Origin of the sequence: Vibrio sp. 10N.286.49.E11 (assembly GCF_041469505.1) — a bacterium.
GTDB lineage: Bacteria > Pseudomonadota > Gammaproteobacteria > Enterobacterales > Vibrionaceae > Vibrio > Vibrio crassostreae_C.
Genome location: NZ_JBFRKQ010000027.1, coordinates 66004 through 83306 on the forward strand (window position 1 = coordinate 66004; position 17303 = coordinate 83306).

Consider the following 17303-nt stretch of genomic DNA (forward strand, 5'->3'; position numbering starts at 1 on the left):
ATATTTATAGCCTGCAACTGGGTTAATAGATATATTTTCCAAGTGGATTGAATAGTTGGCTCACACCTTTTGTGAAGTAAAGCGCATCACTTGAAACGGTTAAACAGACACAACCTTCTTTTGTTGCAGGTTGATGAGTGTGATTGCCATCCAACCAGATGAAGTCACCTTTGTTGTAAACGCCCATTTCGTCTTCGAAACTGCCCTCTAGAAGAAGCGTGATCTCGAAGCCTTTGTGGGTGTGGCAAGGCACTTGTCCATCTTTGTCGATGTGCAACAAGCTGGTGTGGTGTGCTTCGTCAGCAAAATCGAGTCTTGCTCGTGAAATTTTGCCTAGGTTCATCCAGTCCTTTCTCGCTACTGAGTTTAGAGCGCGAGGGATTGTGAATGTCGTGTCAGCAACAGTTACTTTCTGAACCTCTGGAGTCACTTCAACAGACTGAGAAGTATCAGCTGTGATTTGCTCTATCGCGTCAAAATCAAAGTCCATGTCGTCCATTGAGAAGCTATCTAGATCTTCACTTGAGAATACTGGCTCTGCGTCAAAAGCATTATTCGCTGCTACAGCTGTAAGCTGCTTGACTTGTTGTTGGCAGTGTTCACACAGCTCTACATGGCTAGAAACAATCAAAGAAACTGAATCAGCCAACGTGCCATCGACGAAGTCTTTCAAGATTGCCGCGTTTGGGTGATGTTTAATCATGGTCTTGTTCCCCCATGTGAACTTTTAATTTGGCTAAAGCGAGTCTCAGACGTGATTTCACTGTTCCAAGTGGGACGCCAAGTTGCTGAGCGAGTTGCTCTTGAGAGAGCTCTTGAAAGTAAACGCCTTTGACGATGGTTTTCTGAGCGAGAGGCAACTTTTCTATTTGAGTCATTACGTGTCGGCTCATCAAATGGTCACCGAATGGCAAATCTTCGCTTTGAGACTCGGCTACCATCGCATCGATTGGCCAGATATCGTCGGCTATCGTTTGTTCGGCTTTCGCTTTCACTTTGCGCAACATGTCGAATGCTGCATTACGCATTACCGTGTAGACCCAAGTGGTCGCAGCGCCTTTATCTACATTGTAGAGATGTGCTTTCTTCCAAACATTAGTCATCGTGTCTTGAACTAGCTCGTTTGCAGCAGCTTCGCCACCCAACTTACTGATACCAAAACGCTTGATCTTAGGAGCGAAGAACTTGAACAAACAGGTGAACGCCTGCTTGTCTCGGTCTGTACCAACCAACACCAGCCAGCTCGAGAGCTCTGTCGGTACTTTGTTGTCTGTAGGTACTTTGTTATCGGGAATAATGACATGCTCCTTGCCGTTCCCTGAACTTCTGCTTTCCACTTGCATAGTAACTAACCATCATGCGAATTTGATGGGCACTACGTGAAAGGAGAAAGTCGGGATCACTTTAATTTAAATTAATTTCTACTATACAAAATTATAGTGAAGAAAAGTGCTTATTGCCCCGTAATGATTTGATTCAAAAAAGGAACTAGAGACGGAAAACTGGCTGGCTCAGTAAATTCTGTTTTCTTTTCCAGTGGGATAGGCATCATTTCGAGCAATCGCGCACAGATCCATTGTGGGCTCTCAAAATCAGGAGTGGGATAGAGTGTTCTTATCGAATCGTGGTCGCGAAACAACTGAACCAAAAAAGCGGTAAACACGTTAGGCACTTTATATTCATCGGTAGGCCAGTGTGGCAACGATCTGAACTTACTTTTAATCAGGTCATCATCGTCTCGAAACGACCCATGCAATTGCACCAACTTTTCGCCTTCAACATCAATTTCTAATATTTGGTCTTCCGACATATTGAAGTCTACGATGGTCACCTTTGTTCCCCAAGAACTGAGATGATCAGAGTTAGTGTTGTCTTGAGTGGCGATAATGAAACCATCGCCCTGCGCTGCGTGAGCAACCATCGCGAGATACTTTGGCTCAAAAATGCGCAGTCTTTGCCTGCCTCCCGGTAAAAGAAAGATAGGGAGAGGAAACACAGCAAGCTTCAGAGAAGACTCTACGGGTGTTTCTGGTTCGGCGTCTGTCCGCGTGGTCTTCCTAGGTGAATTCGGCACATAGCACTCCTTAGTTCAAATGTGATTTGAGAAGATATACGCGGGGAGGGTGGTGTTCGATCAATTCGCTTCGGCTTATGTTGGCAAAGGGATAAGTATTTTGTTGCACCTGTTCATAAATTCATTGTTTTTACCTTTTCCCATACGCGTCATTAGGTAATATGTGTACAAATAGTAAGCGAATAGGTAGTCGCCAGGCGATGCTTCTATCTGACGTTCTTCTATACCTAACATCGCATCAAAGGAATGGTCATGATTGTTATTTATGGTATCAAAGAGTGCTTAAATCCAATTAAGTTGCAGCTCTCTAATGTGTTGCAGCAGTGCTTAAACAGTGAAATGGGTTTACCCGATGACAAGCGAGCACATCGGTTTGTGCCATTGGAACGAGATGACTTCTTTTACCCGGAAGGAAGAACAGAAGCCTATACCGTCATTGAGATCAACATGATGGAAGGTCGAGCGGTAAACACCAAAAAGCGCTTAATTAAGAAGATATTTTCTGAGATAGAGAAGCAGTTAGCTATCTCTCCAATTGATATTGAAATCACCATTAAGGAACAGCCATCGCACTGCTGGGGATTTCGAGGCATGACCGGCGATGAAGCTCAAGATCTGAAGTATAAAGTGAAGGTCTAGGGTTTAAGCTCTTAACTCTTAACTCTTAACTCTTAACTCTTAACTCTTAACACGTAAGACTTAAGCCAATCTATCGAGTGACGGCTTTGGAATTTGATGCCAAAGCCGTTTTCCTAGTTCTCGACACTAACCTTTAAGCATCTAAGCATCGTCACTCTTTTTTAAATACTGATGCCAATTTTCATTGATCACGTCAAAGTGCTCAACGCAGAACTCTTTTCTGTCTTTCAAATAGTCGTTTTCCACTTCATCGAGCAAGTTCTTATAGGCATCGGGATCGCTGCCATACACCAAGCATAACGTGGAGAAGTAACGCTGCAGGTCGAAACTGTGCTCGTCGATGTATTCCCCCAAGTCGTAATACTCTGGGCGGTCTTCTGACTCGAAAGCGAACATGTCTGCAGCGCTGATAGCAGCGTCGGCCCCATGCTCTACGTAGTTAAGCAGTAGCACGGTTGCTAGGTTATCAACCGCATCTTCTTCTTTACCCAATATGGCAATGTTCTGATCTTCGATATACGCATGCCCAGTCTCGTGTAGCAGGGTGTGCAGCAAGGTATCAATAGCGCCGGTTTGCGCAGATTTCCCATACTCTTTTTCGTATTGGTTCTTCTCAAAGTAATTGAGTGACTCAGCGTAAAAACTGTAAGAGATCAGTACTTGATGGGTTTGTGGATCGTAGAGTGGTCCTTCTTCCCCGCCATATTGAATGGTTAATGGCTTCTCAAACATGAAGAGTTGGTTTGATAGGTCGACCACGGTGTCATTAACGCCACTGCTTTGAATCTCTCGTTTGAGCTGCTCTTCTTCGGTATTTTGCGGTGTAGAGTACTCGACGATTAGGTTACTTTGGGTGGCTTGTTCACTAGATGCATAAGTTGTGGCAAACATTGCACTCAGGGCTAGGCTGCAGGTCAATGTTCGTTTCAATAATGTCATCGGCTATCCTTGTGATTACGTTGCGATTCAGAGTCGTGCTGGGGGTAACAACTCCAAGCTGTGTACCCTGATTTAGTTATTGCGTTAGAGTATAAGTTTAGACGGAATTTTGATGCATCGAGGACTGCAATTTTTGAAGTAGGCGCTATCCTATCAATGAATAATCCGCTTAGAGATTCGCCACAAAGAATAAGTAAGCTGAATGAGCGGTGTCGATGTGATTCGTTTCTATTGGTAATTAACAGATAAATTTCGGTTCAACACAACCCTTGTGCTATACTCCGCGCCCCAATCCGAATTGGCTTGTTTAATCTTAGGAAATTATTATGAGTGTTAAAAACGAACTTCAACAAATTAACAACCGTCTAGACAAGTGTCGCCACAAGTTAGATGCTGCTAAAACTCGTAATGATCGTCCTGTTGTTCGTCAGTTCGAGGAAGAGATTAAGAAGCTAACTAAGAAAATTGCCCAGCTTAAACACAAAGAAAGCTATGATGTGAACCAAGAGCGTAAGTCTCTGGTTGATATGCCATTTAGCCGTGAGATCACTAAGGCTGAGCAAGCGGATATGGGTAAACTTAAAAAGTCTGTTAAAGGACTCGTAATTGTTCACCCAATGACGAAGATCGGTAAAGAACTTCGCATTGAGGTTATGACTGGTTACGCACCGAAAAAATTCTAATTACCAGCGATGGTGATGAAAGAGGAGCTAGAAATAGCTCCTTTTGCTTTTTTAGGTATTAAGAAAGCAGAGTCAGCGGCATAGATACTCACGCCGTTTTCAACTTTTAGGAGGTGACTGTTGTCACAAATCCTTTTATCTCCTATAAAAGTTAACGTGCTACTAACATGGTACTAAGCGATCGCAGTAATGTGTTCGCTTTTCGAATCCACACTTTCTCTCCAGTTTGTATAAATATAGGTAGAGCAGCACAAATAATTACAGATAAAACTAGACTCATTAGGGAAGATGAGAACGTAAAAAAATAGAGGTTATATGAATCAATTAATTTCAATTGGACCACTAGAATCCTTCCTAATCGCGATTAGTGTTTTGTTTCTAGGTCATTTCGTCAATGCAAAGCTTCCGATTCTCAAAAAGTACAACATTCCAGAGCCCATTGTCGGCGGCTTGATTGTCGCTTTTGCTATTACAGCCCTGCACTTTAACGGCCTTGATCTTGAGTTTTCCTTGCCCCTGCAGAACACGTTTATGTTGATGTTCTTTGCAACGGTCGGTCTTGCGGCGAACTACACGCAGCTGATAAAAGGTGGTGCTAAGGTATTCCTATTCTTAGGGGTAGCGTCGGTTTACATCATTATCCAAAACGGTGTAGGCGTAACCTTAGCTACGGCACTAGGCCTTGAACCCTTGATGGGTTTGATTGCTGGCTCTATCACCCTTTCGGGCGGTCACGGCACAGGCGCGGCTTGGTCTCAAACTTTTGCAGACACGTTTGGCATTGCAAATACGCTAGAAATCGCGATGGCTTCAGCGACCTTTGGTTTGATCATCGGTGGTATTATCGGTAGCCCAGTGGCGCAAAAGCTGATTGATAAAAACCAGCTTGAATCTGAGTACGGCACTGGCACGCAAACACATGAACGCTTCCCTGAACTTGTTACTTACAACGAGTATGAAGAAGACAAAGTGACGGCGAAGAAGGTGATTGAAGTGTTGTTCATCCTTCTTATCTGTATCACGGGTGCGAAGTACCTAGAGCAGTGGGTGGCGACTTTTGAAATTTCTTGGTTGATGATTCCTGACTTCGTTTACGCGTTGTTTATCGGTGTTTTCATCACTAACGTGTTTGAAGTGACTAAGCTGCATAAGACTGACAGCGAAACGGTCGATATTCTTGGTACGGTGTCATTGTCACTGTTCCTAGCAATGGCGCTAATGAGCCTTAAGCTTTGGAACATATTTGACCTTGCGATTCCGTTCTTGGTTATCCTGGCGGTTCAGGCGGTTGTGTTAGGTATCTTCTCTTACTTTGTGACGTTCAAAGTAATGGGTTCTAACTACGACGCAGCGGTTATGGCAGGTGGTCACTGTGGTTTCGGCCTAGGTGCAACACCAACAGCGGTAATGAACATGGGCTCTTTGGTGAACCGTTTTGGTCCTTCACCACAGGCGTTCATGGTGGTGCCAATTGTTGGTGCCTTCTTTATCGATATCGTTAACCTGATTATCCTTCAGGGTTACATCTCGTTTATCGGTTAATGTTCGCCTTTACTTAAACGCAATGTGCTTATCGCACTAAGATGAATACAAGAAAGCCAGTCTGTTGACTGGCTTTTTTTGTTCTTGTTTATCGAGGTTTTCTTGCCTGATACCCCTGCGGTTAGGGCTCTGTCACATCAGCACGCCCTAAAGTGTTGTAACGACTTCATCAAGAGCTAGGCGCGCTTTTGGTTTGCCGTAGTTGTAGTCTTCGCCGTCTTTGTGGTAGCCGATAGCTAGAGCTACATCAACAACGTGACCTTCTAGTTCGTCAGCAAACTCTTCGCTGATCATAGCTGCATCTACACCTTCCATAGGTGTTGAAGCGATACCTAGACGAGCTAGTGTGTGCAGTGTGTTACCTAGTGCGATGTAAACTTGAGACTTAGTCCAGTTACCGTTGAAACCTGTTTCGTCTGTGTTCATTTCTGCGAATGCGTAAGCACCTAAGAATTGCTCGTACATTTCAGCTGGTAAGTGACCAGAGCTTACTTCTGTATCAGCACGCTTCGCGAATTTCTCTTTAGTGTACTTAGGATCGTGAGCAAACAGGATCGTGTGTGACGCTTCTTTCGCATGTGGTTGGTTAAACTGGAACATGTTTTCGAAAGTATTGTGGAAGCGTTGTTTTGCTGCGTCACTCTCAATGATGATGAATTTCCAAGGCTGAGAGTTGATAGAAGAAGCTGACAAGCGAAGTGCTTCTTTGATTACTTCCATGTCTTCCGCAGAGATGCGCTTTTCTGCATCGTATTTTTTAGCTGTGTAACGAGTGTTTAGATCAGTAATGATTGGATGAGTCATGTTGAATCCTAATATCTATCAATAATAAATGTTGTAGGGTTTTATGTTCAGTTACGTCAACAATAAACGGATAACCAATTTAAACGAATCTCAATAGATTGAACGTCTAAATAGTTATCGAACATGCCCCAATAAATCGAGTATCTGCGGTAGCTCAAGTCGATGGGTGTAAGATAATAGAAGAATGACTCGGGAAAAATAGCGAACATATCAAATCACTATGGTTAATAATGTCCATAATGATTCAATAAGTGTGATCTTAATGGAGGTGGAATCTCTAGATTCAGTAGCTTAATACGCTTTGATACCATATTGGCGCAATAATGGCGGAAGTACGCTGTCTAGGTTGGGGATATCTTCTGGCGTGATTTCGATTAAACCAAAACCATGCTCTTCATAGATTTTTCTCGTAGCTTCACGTTTATTTTCGGCGATTGGCGCAGAATCAGTTCCCCAGAACTGGATGTATACTTTGCCACTTGGTAGATAAAAATCGCTGATCACTTCTTTTGATATCGGAAGCGGACGCTCGTACGCATGGACCACTCCTGCCATATAAAGCCAGTTATCAATGATCAGCTCTCCCTTTGATCGAACATAATGCCCGTCTAAGCTTCGGTGCTTCGCCTCAAATTTCTGACGAAAACTGGAGAATGACACATCGGTCGAGTGGCTTTCAGCATCATGCCCTAGGAATTCAACAACAGACTGCTTTAAACGTTTATTGCGAACCAATGAGTCGTGCCATACCACGAATAAGTTTTGAGTCGCTTTGTCTTCTCTTTGTTCACCTCCGGCTTTTAAGCCTGTAGAGGTGACATGCCAACCGTCTTCTTCTTTTGTTATCCAACCAAGCTCGTTGAGCAGTAAGTTGATTTTCTTTGCGCTGAGTTGAAAGGCACTGCCAAGCTGGGTGGCGGTGAGTGTTTTTCCTGAGAATGAGTCCAAATCGATAAGCAGTTTCTCTGGCCAGACAATAAAGACACCAAACTTCTTGTGTTCGACATATTCCCCACCAAAGCTTTCTCCCCGTTCTGTGAGAATCCAACGCTCTTGTGAACGCACTATATAGCCCGCTGTTTTTAGATCGCTAAATAAAGCTTTAGCTTCTATGCCTTTTTGTTTAGCGAGTGCGGATGTGGAAATTTTGTCTGACATAGTCTTTTCTCAAATAGCGGAGTGATCAGCTGATGGGTGTTGGATATATATATGATGCGATAGCGTTGGTAAATACCATATCACATCTATCAATGCTAACTGCAGTTCAGTGGTCTATGTTTTTAGTAGAGCGTTAGGTCTCGTTTTGTATGTTTAGCAAAATGTAGCTCAACCTGTAATTAAATTACAGGTATCGCGATTTTGCTCATCTGGGTGCATATTTTATATACGTGACACGATGTTCTTTTATACGGTTTATACAGATCTTAGATGCTATATTTTATTAAATGTGACTTTAATCACATTTTATTTTTAAGTATTACAAAATAAAATGTGATCTAGATCGTGTGTTGATGATATCTATTCTCATTAATTTGGCTTTGTAATTTAAATTCATGGTGTTTTTGTGATCTAAGGTGTGCTTGTTAACCCGAAAGTGCTTTTCGTGTGTGATGGCTATCACGAAAGTTGGGCTAAGGTGCATTTTGGAAATGTTGTGATACATTTTAATCGACTTTTGAGTACACACTTTCGGTCATTTGACCAACCAATACATTACGGGGTTCTACCTATGTTATCACCAGAAGCAAAGATTAAGGTTCAAAACTTTGGTCGTTTCTTATCCAATATGGTAATGCCAAACATCGGCGCATTTATTGCGTGGGGTTTCATTACTGCACTATTCATCCCAACGGGTTGGTGGCCTAACGAAACGTTAGCATCAATGGTTGGTCCTATGATTACATACCTACTGCCACTATTGATTGGTTACACCGGTGGTAAAATGGTTGGTGGTGACCGCGGTGCGGTAGTGGGCGCTATCACAACAATGGGTGTTATCGTTGGTACTGATATCCCAATGTTCATGGGTGCAATGATTGTAGGTCCACTAGGTGGTATCGCAATTAAGAAATTCGATGAAGCTGTTCACGGTAAAGTGAAGAGTGGTTTCGAAATGCTAGTGAACAACTTCTCTGCGGGTATCATCGGCATGATCTGTGCGATCATCGCGTTCATCGTGATTGGTCCTGCGGTTAAGATTCTGTCTGGCGGACTTGCGGCTGGCGTAAACGCAATGGTAGAAGCGGGTGCACTACCTCTAGCATCTATTTTTGTTGAACCTGCGAAAATTCTATTCCTAAATAACGCAATCAACCACGGTATCTTCTCTCCACTAGGTATCCAGCAATCTGAAGAGATGGGTCGCTCTATCTTCTTCCTAATCGAAGCAAACCCAGGTCCTGGTTTTGGTCTTCTACTTGCTTACATGGTGTTTGGTAAAGGTAGCGCGAAGCAATCTGCTGCTGGTGCATCTATCATCCACTTCCTAGGGGGGATCCACGAAATTTACTTCCCTTACGTTCTAATGAACCCACGTCTAATTCTTGCGGTAATCGCAGGTGGTATGGCGGGTGTATTCACTAACGTAATGTTCGATTCTGGCCTTATCTCTCCAGCATCACCAGGCTCTATCTTCGCAATCTTACTGATGACGCCAAAAGGCTCTTACATCGGTGTTGTATTGTCAGTTATCGCAGCAACAGCAGTATCTTTCTTAGTGGCTTCAATTCTGCTTAAAACTTCAGCTCAAGATGACGACGAAGACTCTCTAGAAAAAGCTTCTGCACAAATGAAAGACATGAAAGCGTCTTCTAAAGGTGCAGCAGCAGAAGCAAACGTAAACCTAGCGGATGTAAAAGCAGTTTATGTAGCGTGTGATGCGGGTATGGGTTCAAGTGCAATGGGTGCAGGTCTACTACGTAAGAAAGTAGCAACAGCTGGCCTAGACATTGAAGTAACCAATTACGCAATCAACAACCTACCGGCTGATTCGCAAATCGTTATTACGCATAAAGACCTAACAGACCGTGCTCGTAGCACTGTGCCAGGTGCGATGCATATGTCTCTAAGCAACTTCCTAGACGGCGGCGTATACGACCAACTAGTTGCCGAGCTTGTCGATGCTCAAAGTGGTGAAGCGAAAGTAGAAGCTCCGGCTCCTGCAGCAGCTCCAGCGCAAGAAGGCAACAAGCTTGCACTCACTGACGACAGCATCTTCCTTGGCCTTAAAGCGACTCAAAAAGAAGACGCAATCAAGTTTGCTGGCGAACAATTAGTAAAACTTGGCAACGTATCACCAGAATACGTAGATGGCATGTTTGCTCGTGAAGAGCTTGTGTCTACTTACCTAGGTGAGTCTATCGCAGTACCACACGGCACAATCGAAGCGAAACAGTACGTACAAAAAACCGGCATCGTTTTCTGTCAGTACCCTGAAGGTATTCAGTGGGGCGAAGATGAAGATGATATCGCGAAGATGGTTATCGGTATTGCCGCACAAGGCGATGAGCACAACATGGTGCTGATGGCGATTACCAATTCACTCGATGATGAAGAAGCTGTGGAATGCCTACAGAACACAACAAACCCTGCTGATGTTCTACGTATTCTCAACGGAAACTAAAAAGCTCTAGTCAAGCTCCTGAGTGAAGGAGGCCGGTATCCCCCTACTGGCCTCATTTTCGGTCTTAATCTTTCTAACAAGATTCAGTCTGAATAGCTTACTGCTTAATGCCTAGGGCACATCGTCAAGGCATGTTGTTGAGCAGTTAGCTATCTAGATTCAAATATTTATAAGGTCAAAATTATGAAAGCGTTACATTTTGGTGCAGGTAATATCGGTCGTGGTTTCATTGGTAAGCTTCTTTCTGATGCTGGTATGAAGGTTACGTTTGCTGACGTAAATGAAACGGTTGTAAATGCGTTAATTGAACGCCAAGAATACCCAGTTAAGATTGTTGGCGAAGAGTGTGTTGTCGAAGTTGTTAAGAACGTGACAGCAGTAAACTCAGCGACAAGCGCAGTAGTAGATTGCATTGCTGAGTCTGATCTTGTGACGACTGCAGTGGGCCCTACCGTTCTTAAAATCATCTCTAAGTCTATCGCTCAAGGCATTGAAAAGCGTGCAGCAGCAAACAACACTGCACCAATGAACATCATCGCGGCAGAGAACATGGTTCGCGGTACTAGCCAATTAAAAGCAGCCGTGTTAGAGCACCTTTCTGATGAAATGAAAGCGTTCACTGAAGAGCACATTGGCTTTGTTGATTCTGCGGTTGACCGTATTGTTCCACCGGCAGAAGCTGGCGAGACAGACCCTCTAGCAGTAACGGTTGAAACGTTCAGCGAATGGATTGTAGATCAAACACAATTTAAGGGTGATATCCCAAACATCCCAGGAATGGAATGCACTGATAACTTAATGGCTTTCGTTGAGCGTAAACTGTTTACTCTTAACACTGGTCACCTAGTAACGGCATACCTTGGCGTTCTTGCGGGTCATGAGACAATCAAAGACTCTATTGAAGACGACGTAATCCGTGCTGAAGTAACAGCAACAATGGAAGAGAGTGGTGCTGTACTTATTAAGCGTTACGGTTTTGATCCTGAAGCTCACGCTGCATACATCCAAAAAATCCTTGGTCGTTTTGCAAACCCATTCCTACGTGATGAAGTAGATCGCGTTGGTCGTCAGCCAATTCGTAAACTGAGCCCGCAAGACCGCCTAGTTAAGCCTCTAAACGGTACATTAGAGTACGGCCTACCAAATGCTCACCTAGTAAAAGCAATCGCTGCTGCGTTCCATTACAAGAACGAAGACGACCCTCAAGCGGTTGAACTTCAAGCAATGTTCGCAGAAAAAGGCTTTGCTGAGACATTAGCGCATTATTCTGAGCTGAATAGTGACTCAGAAGTTGTTAAACTAGCGGAAGAAGCTTATCTAGCATTGAAATGATAAACCATCAAAGTGCCACACCAGTGGCACTTTCTTATTGTCGAGCCGTTATGCCAATACAAACAAGCCATGAAACTGAATTACTCGAAGCCCTTTCGGAAGCTGAGAGTGCTGGCGCCTGCCTAATGGCTGCTTATGATGCATTGGACGACACGGTAGATGCCGTATTAAAAAACATCTTTAAGAAAGACGACACTGCAATTAAGTTCGTTGTCGAGCCACTTCTCAACAGTGGTGGGCCGTTAGGCGAGATCATGATTCGTGCTAAGTTGCTACTCGGGCTTGGCGTGATCAGTAAAGAACTCTACGACGATCTTGAGGTTTTCGTTACCTTGAAAGAGTGGGCGAAAATACAGGGTGAAGACACCAGCTTCACAGAAGTTGATGTGATATTTGAGCTCAACAAGGTGCACGCGATTCAGCGTATTATGCCTATCGAATATGACGCGGAGATGGTGGAAACGATGTCTGGCCCAATGCTTGAAATGTTCTTGGGGCGACATAATCAAAAGGTGAAGTCGACGATCGTATTAGCTATCACTGACATTATCACTACCCTATGCCGAGATAACGCGCTGAGCTCTTAGCTCTAGTTTGCAGCTCTGCTTATCTTGTTTCACATCCTACATAACTTGTAGCTGTTCGTTCGTTTCAATACAAAGATTAAAATGATGGCGGTTTCTCTCGTTGGAGAAATCGCTTTGTTGTTTTTGTGCTTCTAAAAAATATCCGAAATATCTTCCCATTAAATACAAAAGCAGCAGGCACAAAAAAAGCCACATTCAGTGGCTTTTTCTATTCAAGACGCTCTCTTTATAAAAACGCCCTGCTATTCAAGACTATAGGAATTATAGGTCTTGGATGTTCTCAGCTTCTAGCTCTTGGAAGTAGCGTAGAGTCTTAACTTTTAGCTCTTGTTGAGCTGGCTCATCAGCAACGATGATAGCTTTACGGTGCATCTGTAGAGCTGTAACAGTCCACATGTGGTTTACAGAACCTTCGATAGCCATTTGAAGCGCTTGAGCTTTGTTGTGGCCTAGAGAAAGGATCATCACTTCTTCTGCATCTAGAAGAGTCGCAACACCGATAGTTAGTGCGTATTTAGGAACTTGGTTGATGTCGCCATCGAAGAAACGAGAGTTCGCGATACGAGTGTCTTCAGTCAACGTTTTGATACGAGTGCGTGAAGATAGAGAAGAACCTGGTTCGTTGAATGCGATGTGACCGTCGATGCCTACGCCGCCCATGAACAGGTTGATTTTGCCGTATGAACGGATTTTCTCTTCGTATGCTGCACAGTGAGCATTGATATCTTCAGCTTTGCCGTCTAGCAGGTTGATGTTTTCTGCTTGGATATCAACGTGGTTGAAGAAGTTCTCGTGCATGAATGTGCGGTAAGACTCTGGGTGGTTAGGGTCGATGCCAACGTACTCATCCATGTTGAATGTTACAACGTGCTTGAAGCTAACTTCGCCAGCTTTGTAAAGTTCAATTAGCTCAGCGTAAGTAGTTAGAGGTGTGCTACCAGTAGGAAGACCTAGTACAAATGGACGCTCAGCCGTTGGAGCGAACTTGTTGATTGAATCTGCGATATGACGAGCAGCCCATTTACCTACTTTAGCTTTGTTGCTTAATGGAATAAGTCTCATTGATTTTGCCCCTAGAAATAAAATTTTATAGTGTTCTGAAACATTAATTCGCATTATAAAATAAGTTATCCAGTTCCGCTATTGTTTTAGGTCAAGTTTTTGCTTTTTTCGTCGTAACTGTGACTGGAACTCTCAAAATTGCACAATTATTGTATGGATATTTGGTGGCGTTAAACAAGATTAATACGTTTGTCATATACAGCAATGTTGATCTAATTCAGCACCTGAAAGGGTTGGTGTGTTTCTATGCCTTGATACGATTATTGCAATAATGGCATCGCTCGAACCATTGACGAATTTTGGTGCATTAACGTGTTTCGAGTATAAACAAGCGTTGAGCGTATAGTTGAAACTAGAAAAATAATGATGGCAATGGAGCGCTATCGTGATAAAAGACAGGGGCAGGATGAAGAACGATGAATCTCAGTGGGATGAATACCCATAAGATTGAACGATAGCTGTGTTTTAGTCACGCTATCGCTATGAATTGTATATAAATATTGGTAAAAATGGATAGGTTGGCTAAACTTACCAATTACAAAGAAGATGTGTGTTTGAAGGCAAAAAAAAGCCCAAAGTGATGAGGTATCACTTTGAGCGATTTTACTAATCTTCTAACACTAACTCACTTTCGTATTCTTCCCTAGATACGTCGCCGCGTTTGCAGCCGTTTAGGGTGTGAAAGCGACGGCGTCCACGAGCCAGTTGAATGTACTTCAACCAAACACGCTCTAACTTGGACTTTGCCTTATGAGGGTGAGACAACACTTTAATGAAGTGTTTTTCTTCTGCATTGATTGGTGCTAGTTCACCAGTTTCAAGTGCAAGCATAGTGTCACCAAACAAGGTTAGGATTTCCTCTTCTGAAAGAGTAAAATCACCCGACTTAGCGAACCCTCTCGGGAATTTAATGGTGTCATAAAAACGTTTTTTTCCGTGTCGGAATTCGGTCTCAGACATATCAGCCTCAGTAATGTGGTTAGATAGAAATTAGTGTTTATTGCTCACGCGAAAATATTGTTAAAAGGCTAAAATAGGAAACAAAATGTTTTTGCCTTTACGATAAACAATCCTAGATCGGCTAGTTAGCAGATTTATTACAGAGATGTATTTGATGGATGTGAAAGTATTTAGAACCTTTCTTGAGGTTGCAAGGGTGCGCCATTTTGGGCGTGCAGCTGAAAACTTGTATTTAACACAAGCGGCGGTGAGTGCGCGGATCAAACAGCTTGAAGGCTATTTTGATACTCAGCTCTTCATTCGTGACCGCAATAACATCAAACTCACATCTTCCGGTGAACGTTTGATTGGTTATGCCGAAGTGATGGTGTCCACCCTACAACAAGCCAAATTTGAGCTGTCGTTAGAGAGTGGTAAAGCCTTGCAGTTAACGCTGGGCGGCACGCCGAATATTTGGGATGCGTATCTGCAAAACTGTTTAAGTGTGGTAACCGACTCTTTTGGTGGTTACGGCTTTATGGCAGAGGTGATGGGGCGCGAGCAACTGAACCGTAATTTGTTAGAACGAACCTTAGATATGGCTTTCGCGTTCGATCAGATCAAAGCAGAAGAGCTGAACTGTAAAAAAGTCGCTGACTTGGTTTTGGTGTTGGTATCAACGCAGCAAGATGATCTGGAATCTGTATTTCAACATAAGTATGTTTATGTGGATTGGGGAACGCGCTTTGGTTCTGAACACGCAGAACGTCACCCTAAAGTGCCAGCACCGTACCTACGTACCTCTACAGCCCGTATCGCCCTCGATTTCATTTTAGAGAAAGGCGGCAGTGCGTATCTTCCGGTGTCTCTAGTCGAACCTTTTATCGATTCGGGTCAGCTGCACAAGGTGAAAGGGGTTGAAGACTGGTATCTCCCAATTTATCTGAGCTACCGTAAAAGCAGTACCTCGGTTGATGCGATCATGCAGGTTGAGAAGTTGGTTAATGAGATTGACCCATCGACGGCTTACACATTGCAGCAAGCCGCTGAACAAGCACCTGAGTAACGGCATTCGCGGTAAGCAGTGGCTTTGCTGATTAGATTCAATAAAAAATGGCTCCCAACTAATTGTATAGTTGGGAGCCATTTTTGTTTTAAACCAGAAATGTACTTCTTTTCGGAACTAGAGATCGTTTCTAATTCCATAAATATCGTTTAAGCCTGGTATGTGTAGCCTTTATTAAAAGCCCTATAGGTTCATTAGATTCTCAATAGACTCTTCAAGAGAGTGTGACATGTACGAATGGATTTGATTGCCATCCGTTGCGTCAATCTCGATCATAGAAATCCCGTTGTCCGCTTTGTCTTCAAGAAAGCTTAGAGACTGCTCGACTGATTGACTGGTGAGAACCTGTTGATTTGATAAAACAATACGACATGTGTGTAGAACCATAGCCTTTTCCTTTTTATATTCGATAGGTCTCTGCATCTTGGCGTGCTAAGTACCGATCGTTGACGTTGTGAGAAGAATGCCCTCTCTAGGTTAAATTTAGTCGAATTGAATAAAATTAAAACCCTTTTTTGTGATTTATCTGACCTTCGCTTCCGAAAGTGGCTAGCGACAATGGTGGTTCACGGTAAACTTTTAGGTATCGGATCAAACGCTATGGTAAGTGGGAAGAGTACGGCATGTCGAAAAAGATCAATCACAACAGCAGCTTAACCAGTGAGCAGTGCCATTTGGCTCGATATGCACGAGATGCTCGCTTTGATGGGATGTTTTTTACAGCGGTGAAAACGACAGGAATTTTTTGTCGCCCGATTTGCCCAGCCACACCACCCAAAGAAGAAAACGTCGAATATTTTTCCCATCAAGCTCAAGCATTGAAAGCGGGATATCGTCCTTGTTTACGTTGTCGACCAGACAGCGCACCTTTTTCGCCGGCTTGGAAGGGCGTCGAAACCACTTTCTTACGTGCGATGCAGTTGATTGATAATGGCGCTCTGAATTCAGGATCTATCGTCGACCTTGCAACGCGGTTAGGTATTTCAGATCGTTATTTACGAACCTTATTCGACAATTACATCGGCGTGTCACCCAAGCAATATAGTCTGTACAGTCAATTGATGTTTGCCAAGCAGTTGCTGCACACCAGTAGCATGAGCATTACTGATGTCGGCTTTGCTAGTGGCTTCAATAGTACGCGCCGTTTTAATGATGCCTTTCAAAAAGAGCTGCAGCTTTCGCCAAGCCAAATTAGGCGAGCGAAGCCAAGTGACACTCAGAGTAATCATATTCAGCTTGGTTTTCATGGACCCTTAGATTGGAACCACTTGTTGAGGTTTTATCGACGAAGAATGATTGAGGGCTTAGAAGGCGTTGGCGAAGATTATTATAAGCGCACGGTAAATGTGAACGGGTCAAAGGGTTGGTTCAAGGCGACTTTAGCCAAAGATAACCGCTTGGATATTGAATTCGAGTTGGATGATATAAGCCAATTAAGAAGCTTGATTGCGAATATCCGCCGTATGTTTGATCTTGATGTCGATATTGCCAAGGTTGAGACGTTCTTTACGACTATCGATCCTAACTTGGTGGCTAAGAGTGGTATCCGTATTCCTGGCGTGTGGAGTGCTTGGGAGGCAGGCGTGAGAGCGATTCTAGGACAGCAAGTTTCGGTAACCGCGGCGATTGGTCAGCTTAACTTATTGGTCAAAGAGCTTTCTGATGAACATGAGAAAGCCAGCTTCCCAACACCAAAACAGATAGCGGACGCTGATGTTAGCTTCTTGAGAATGCCGGGAAGCCGCAAAGAGACCCTAAAGCGTTTTGCCGAATACATGGTCGACAATGAAGCTGAGCATCCTTCCAAATGGATTGAGCTAAAAGGGATTGGGCCTTGGACTATTCAATATGCACTGCTTCGCGGGTTAAGCGAACCTAATCATCTGTTGGTTGGTGACTTGGTGGTGAAGAAGTTTATTGAGCATCGCCCCGCCATCAACACGGAGAGTGTTTCGCCTTGGGGTAGTTACGCCACGTTCCACTGTTGGAATCAGTCTTAATCGGAATACTAAGC

The 17303-nt window shown here is 43.6% G+C and carries 17 protein-coding genes; 8 read left to right on the plus strand and 9 right to left on the minus strand.

Features of this window, described 5'->3' with window-relative positions; genetic code table 11:
* Nucleotides 1-22: 22 nt before the first annotated feature.
* The 3 genes from AB4167_RS04920 to AB4167_RS04930 all read right to left on the minus strand — a co-directional run bounded on the left by AB4167_RS04920 (nucleotide 23) and on the right by AB4167_RS04930 (nucleotide 2074).
* On the minus strand, nucleotides 23-703 hold the full coding sequence (locus tag AB4167_RS04920; protein ID WP_102320406.1) for a ChrR family anti-sigma-E factor: 681 nt from the start codon (nucleotides 701-703) through the stop codon (nucleotides 23-25).
* Entirely contained in the window at nucleotides 696-1343 is a 648-nt protein-coding gene (locus tag AB4167_RS04925) for a sigma-70 family RNA polymerase sigma factor (protein ID WP_017060967.1), read from the minus strand. The genes AB4167_RS04920 and AB4167_RS04925 overlap by 8 nt, the downstream gene beginning before the upstream one ends.
* A gap of 110 nt (nucleotides 1344-1453) precedes the next feature.
* Nucleotides 1454-2074, minus strand: a complete 621-nt coding sequence (locus AB4167_RS04930) for an LON peptidase substrate-binding domain-containing protein (protein WP_372083731.1) — start codon at nucleotides 2072-2074, stop codon at nucleotides 1454-1456.
* 252 nt (nucleotides 2075-2326) lie between these two features.
* Between AB4167_RS04930 and AB4167_RS04935 the strand changes: the two genes are divergently transcribed.
* The gene (locus AB4167_RS04935) at nucleotides 2327-2713 is read left to right on the plus strand and encodes a tautomerase family protein (protein WP_017070218.1); all 387 of its coding nucleotides are present in this window, start codon (nucleotides 2327-2329) and stop codon (nucleotides 2711-2713) included.
* Between the two features lie 141 nt (nucleotides 2714-2854).
* On the opposite strand, the gene AB4167_RS04940 is transcribed toward AB4167_RS04935, so the two are convergent.
* Nucleotides 2855-3652: a DUF4344 domain-containing metallopeptidase gene (locus AB4167_RS04940; RefSeq protein ID WP_372136229.1), complete on the minus strand. Its 798-nt coding sequence runs from the start codon at nucleotides 3650-3652 to the stop codon at nucleotides 2855-2857.
* A gap of 326 nt (nucleotides 3653-3978) precedes the next feature.
* Between AB4167_RS04940 and AB4167_RS04945 the strand changes: the two genes are divergently transcribed.
* Nucleotides 3979-4335 carry a YibL family ribosome-associated protein gene (locus tag AB4167_RS04945; protein ID WP_017060971.1) on the plus strand — a complete coding sequence of 119 codons (357 nt, stop codon included), beginning with the start codon at nucleotides 3979-3981 and terminating at the stop codon, nucleotides 4333-4335.
* A 315-nt stretch (nucleotides 4336-4650) separates the two neighbouring features.
* A complete protein-coding gene (gene gltS, locus AB4167_RS04950; protein WP_017060972.1) occupies nucleotides 4651-5877 on the plus strand; it encodes a sodium/glutamate symporter in 1227 nt (408 codons plus the stop codon).
* Nucleotides 5878-6024: 147 nt separating this feature from the next.
* Here gltS and AB4167_RS04955 read toward each other — a convergent pair whose 3' ends face one another.
* Together AB4167_RS04955 and AB4167_RS04960 are read right to left on the minus strand one after the other, a co-directional pair.
* Nucleotides 6025-6681, minus strand: a complete 657-nt coding sequence (locus tag AB4167_RS04955) for an NAD(P)H-dependent oxidoreductase (RefSeq protein ID WP_017061511.1) — start codon at nucleotides 6679-6681, stop codon at nucleotides 6025-6027.
* Nucleotides 6682-6972: 291 nt separating this feature from the next.
* Nucleotides 6973-7839 (minus strand): hypothetical protein, encoded by an 867-nt coding sequence (locus tag AB4167_RS04960; RefSeq protein ID WP_017070219.1) that lies wholly within the window; start codon nucleotides 7837-7839, stop codon nucleotides 6973-6975.
* 571 nt (nucleotides 7840-8410) lie between these two features.
* Here AB4167_RS04960 and AB4167_RS04965 point away from each other — a divergent pair.
* From AB4167_RS04965 to AB4167_RS04975, 3 genes are all read left to right on the plus strand, one after another.
* Nucleotides 8411-10303 carry a PTS mannitol transporter subunit IICBA gene (locus AB4167_RS04965; protein WP_017072359.1) on the plus strand — a complete coding sequence of 631 codons (1893 nt, stop codon included), beginning with the start codon at nucleotides 8411-8413 and terminating at the stop codon, nucleotides 10301-10303.
* Nucleotides 10304-10486: 183 nt separating this feature from the next.
* Nucleotides 10487-11635, plus strand: a complete 1149-nt coding sequence (locus tag AB4167_RS04970) for a mannitol-1-phosphate 5-dehydrogenase (RefSeq protein ID WP_017066360.1) — start codon at nucleotides 10487-10489, stop codon at nucleotides 11633-11635.
* Nucleotides 11636-11685: 50 nt separating this feature from the next.
* Complete coding sequence (locus tag AB4167_RS04975; protein WP_017065079.1) at nucleotides 11686-12222, plus strand: MltR family transcriptional regulator; 537 nt, start codon at nucleotides 11686-11688, stop codon at nucleotides 12220-12222.
* 261 nt (nucleotides 12223-12483) lie between these two features.
* On the opposite strand, the gene nagB is transcribed toward AB4167_RS04975, so the two are convergent.
* The gene (gene nagB, locus AB4167_RS04980; RefSeq protein ID WP_017061516.1) at nucleotides 12484-13284 is read right to left on the minus strand and encodes a glucosamine-6-phosphate deaminase; all 801 of its coding nucleotides are present in this window, start codon (nucleotides 13282-13284) and stop codon (nucleotides 12484-12486) included.
* 606 nt (nucleotides 13285-13890) lie between these two features.
* Complete coding sequence (locus AB4167_RS04985) at nucleotides 13891-14244, minus strand: DUF413 domain-containing protein (RefSeq protein ID WP_017061517.1); 354 nt, start codon at nucleotides 14242-14244, stop codon at nucleotides 13891-13893.
* A 154-nt stretch (nucleotides 14245-14398) separates the two neighbouring features.
* On the opposite strand from AB4167_RS04985, the gene AB4167_RS04990 reads away from it, so the two are divergent.
* Nucleotides 14399-15289, plus strand: a complete 891-nt coding sequence (locus AB4167_RS04990) for a LysR family transcriptional regulator (protein WP_017061518.1) — start codon at nucleotides 14399-14401, stop codon at nucleotides 15287-15289.
* Nucleotides 15290-15472: 183 nt separating this feature from the next.
* Here AB4167_RS04990 and AB4167_RS04995 read toward each other — a convergent pair whose 3' ends face one another.
* Nucleotides 15473-15676, minus strand: a complete 204-nt coding sequence (locus AB4167_RS04995; RefSeq protein WP_017061519.1) for a hypothetical protein — start codon at nucleotides 15674-15676, stop codon at nucleotides 15473-15475.
* A 236-nt stretch (nucleotides 15677-15912) separates the two neighbouring features.
* On the opposite strand from AB4167_RS04995, the gene AB4167_RS05000 reads away from it, so the two are divergent.
* The gene (locus tag AB4167_RS05000) at nucleotides 15913-17289 is read left to right on the plus strand and encodes an AlkA N-terminal domain-containing protein (protein WP_017061520.1); all 1377 of its coding nucleotides are present in this window, start codon (nucleotides 15913-15915) and stop codon (nucleotides 17287-17289) included.
* Nucleotides 17290-17303 lie beyond the last annotated feature (14 nt).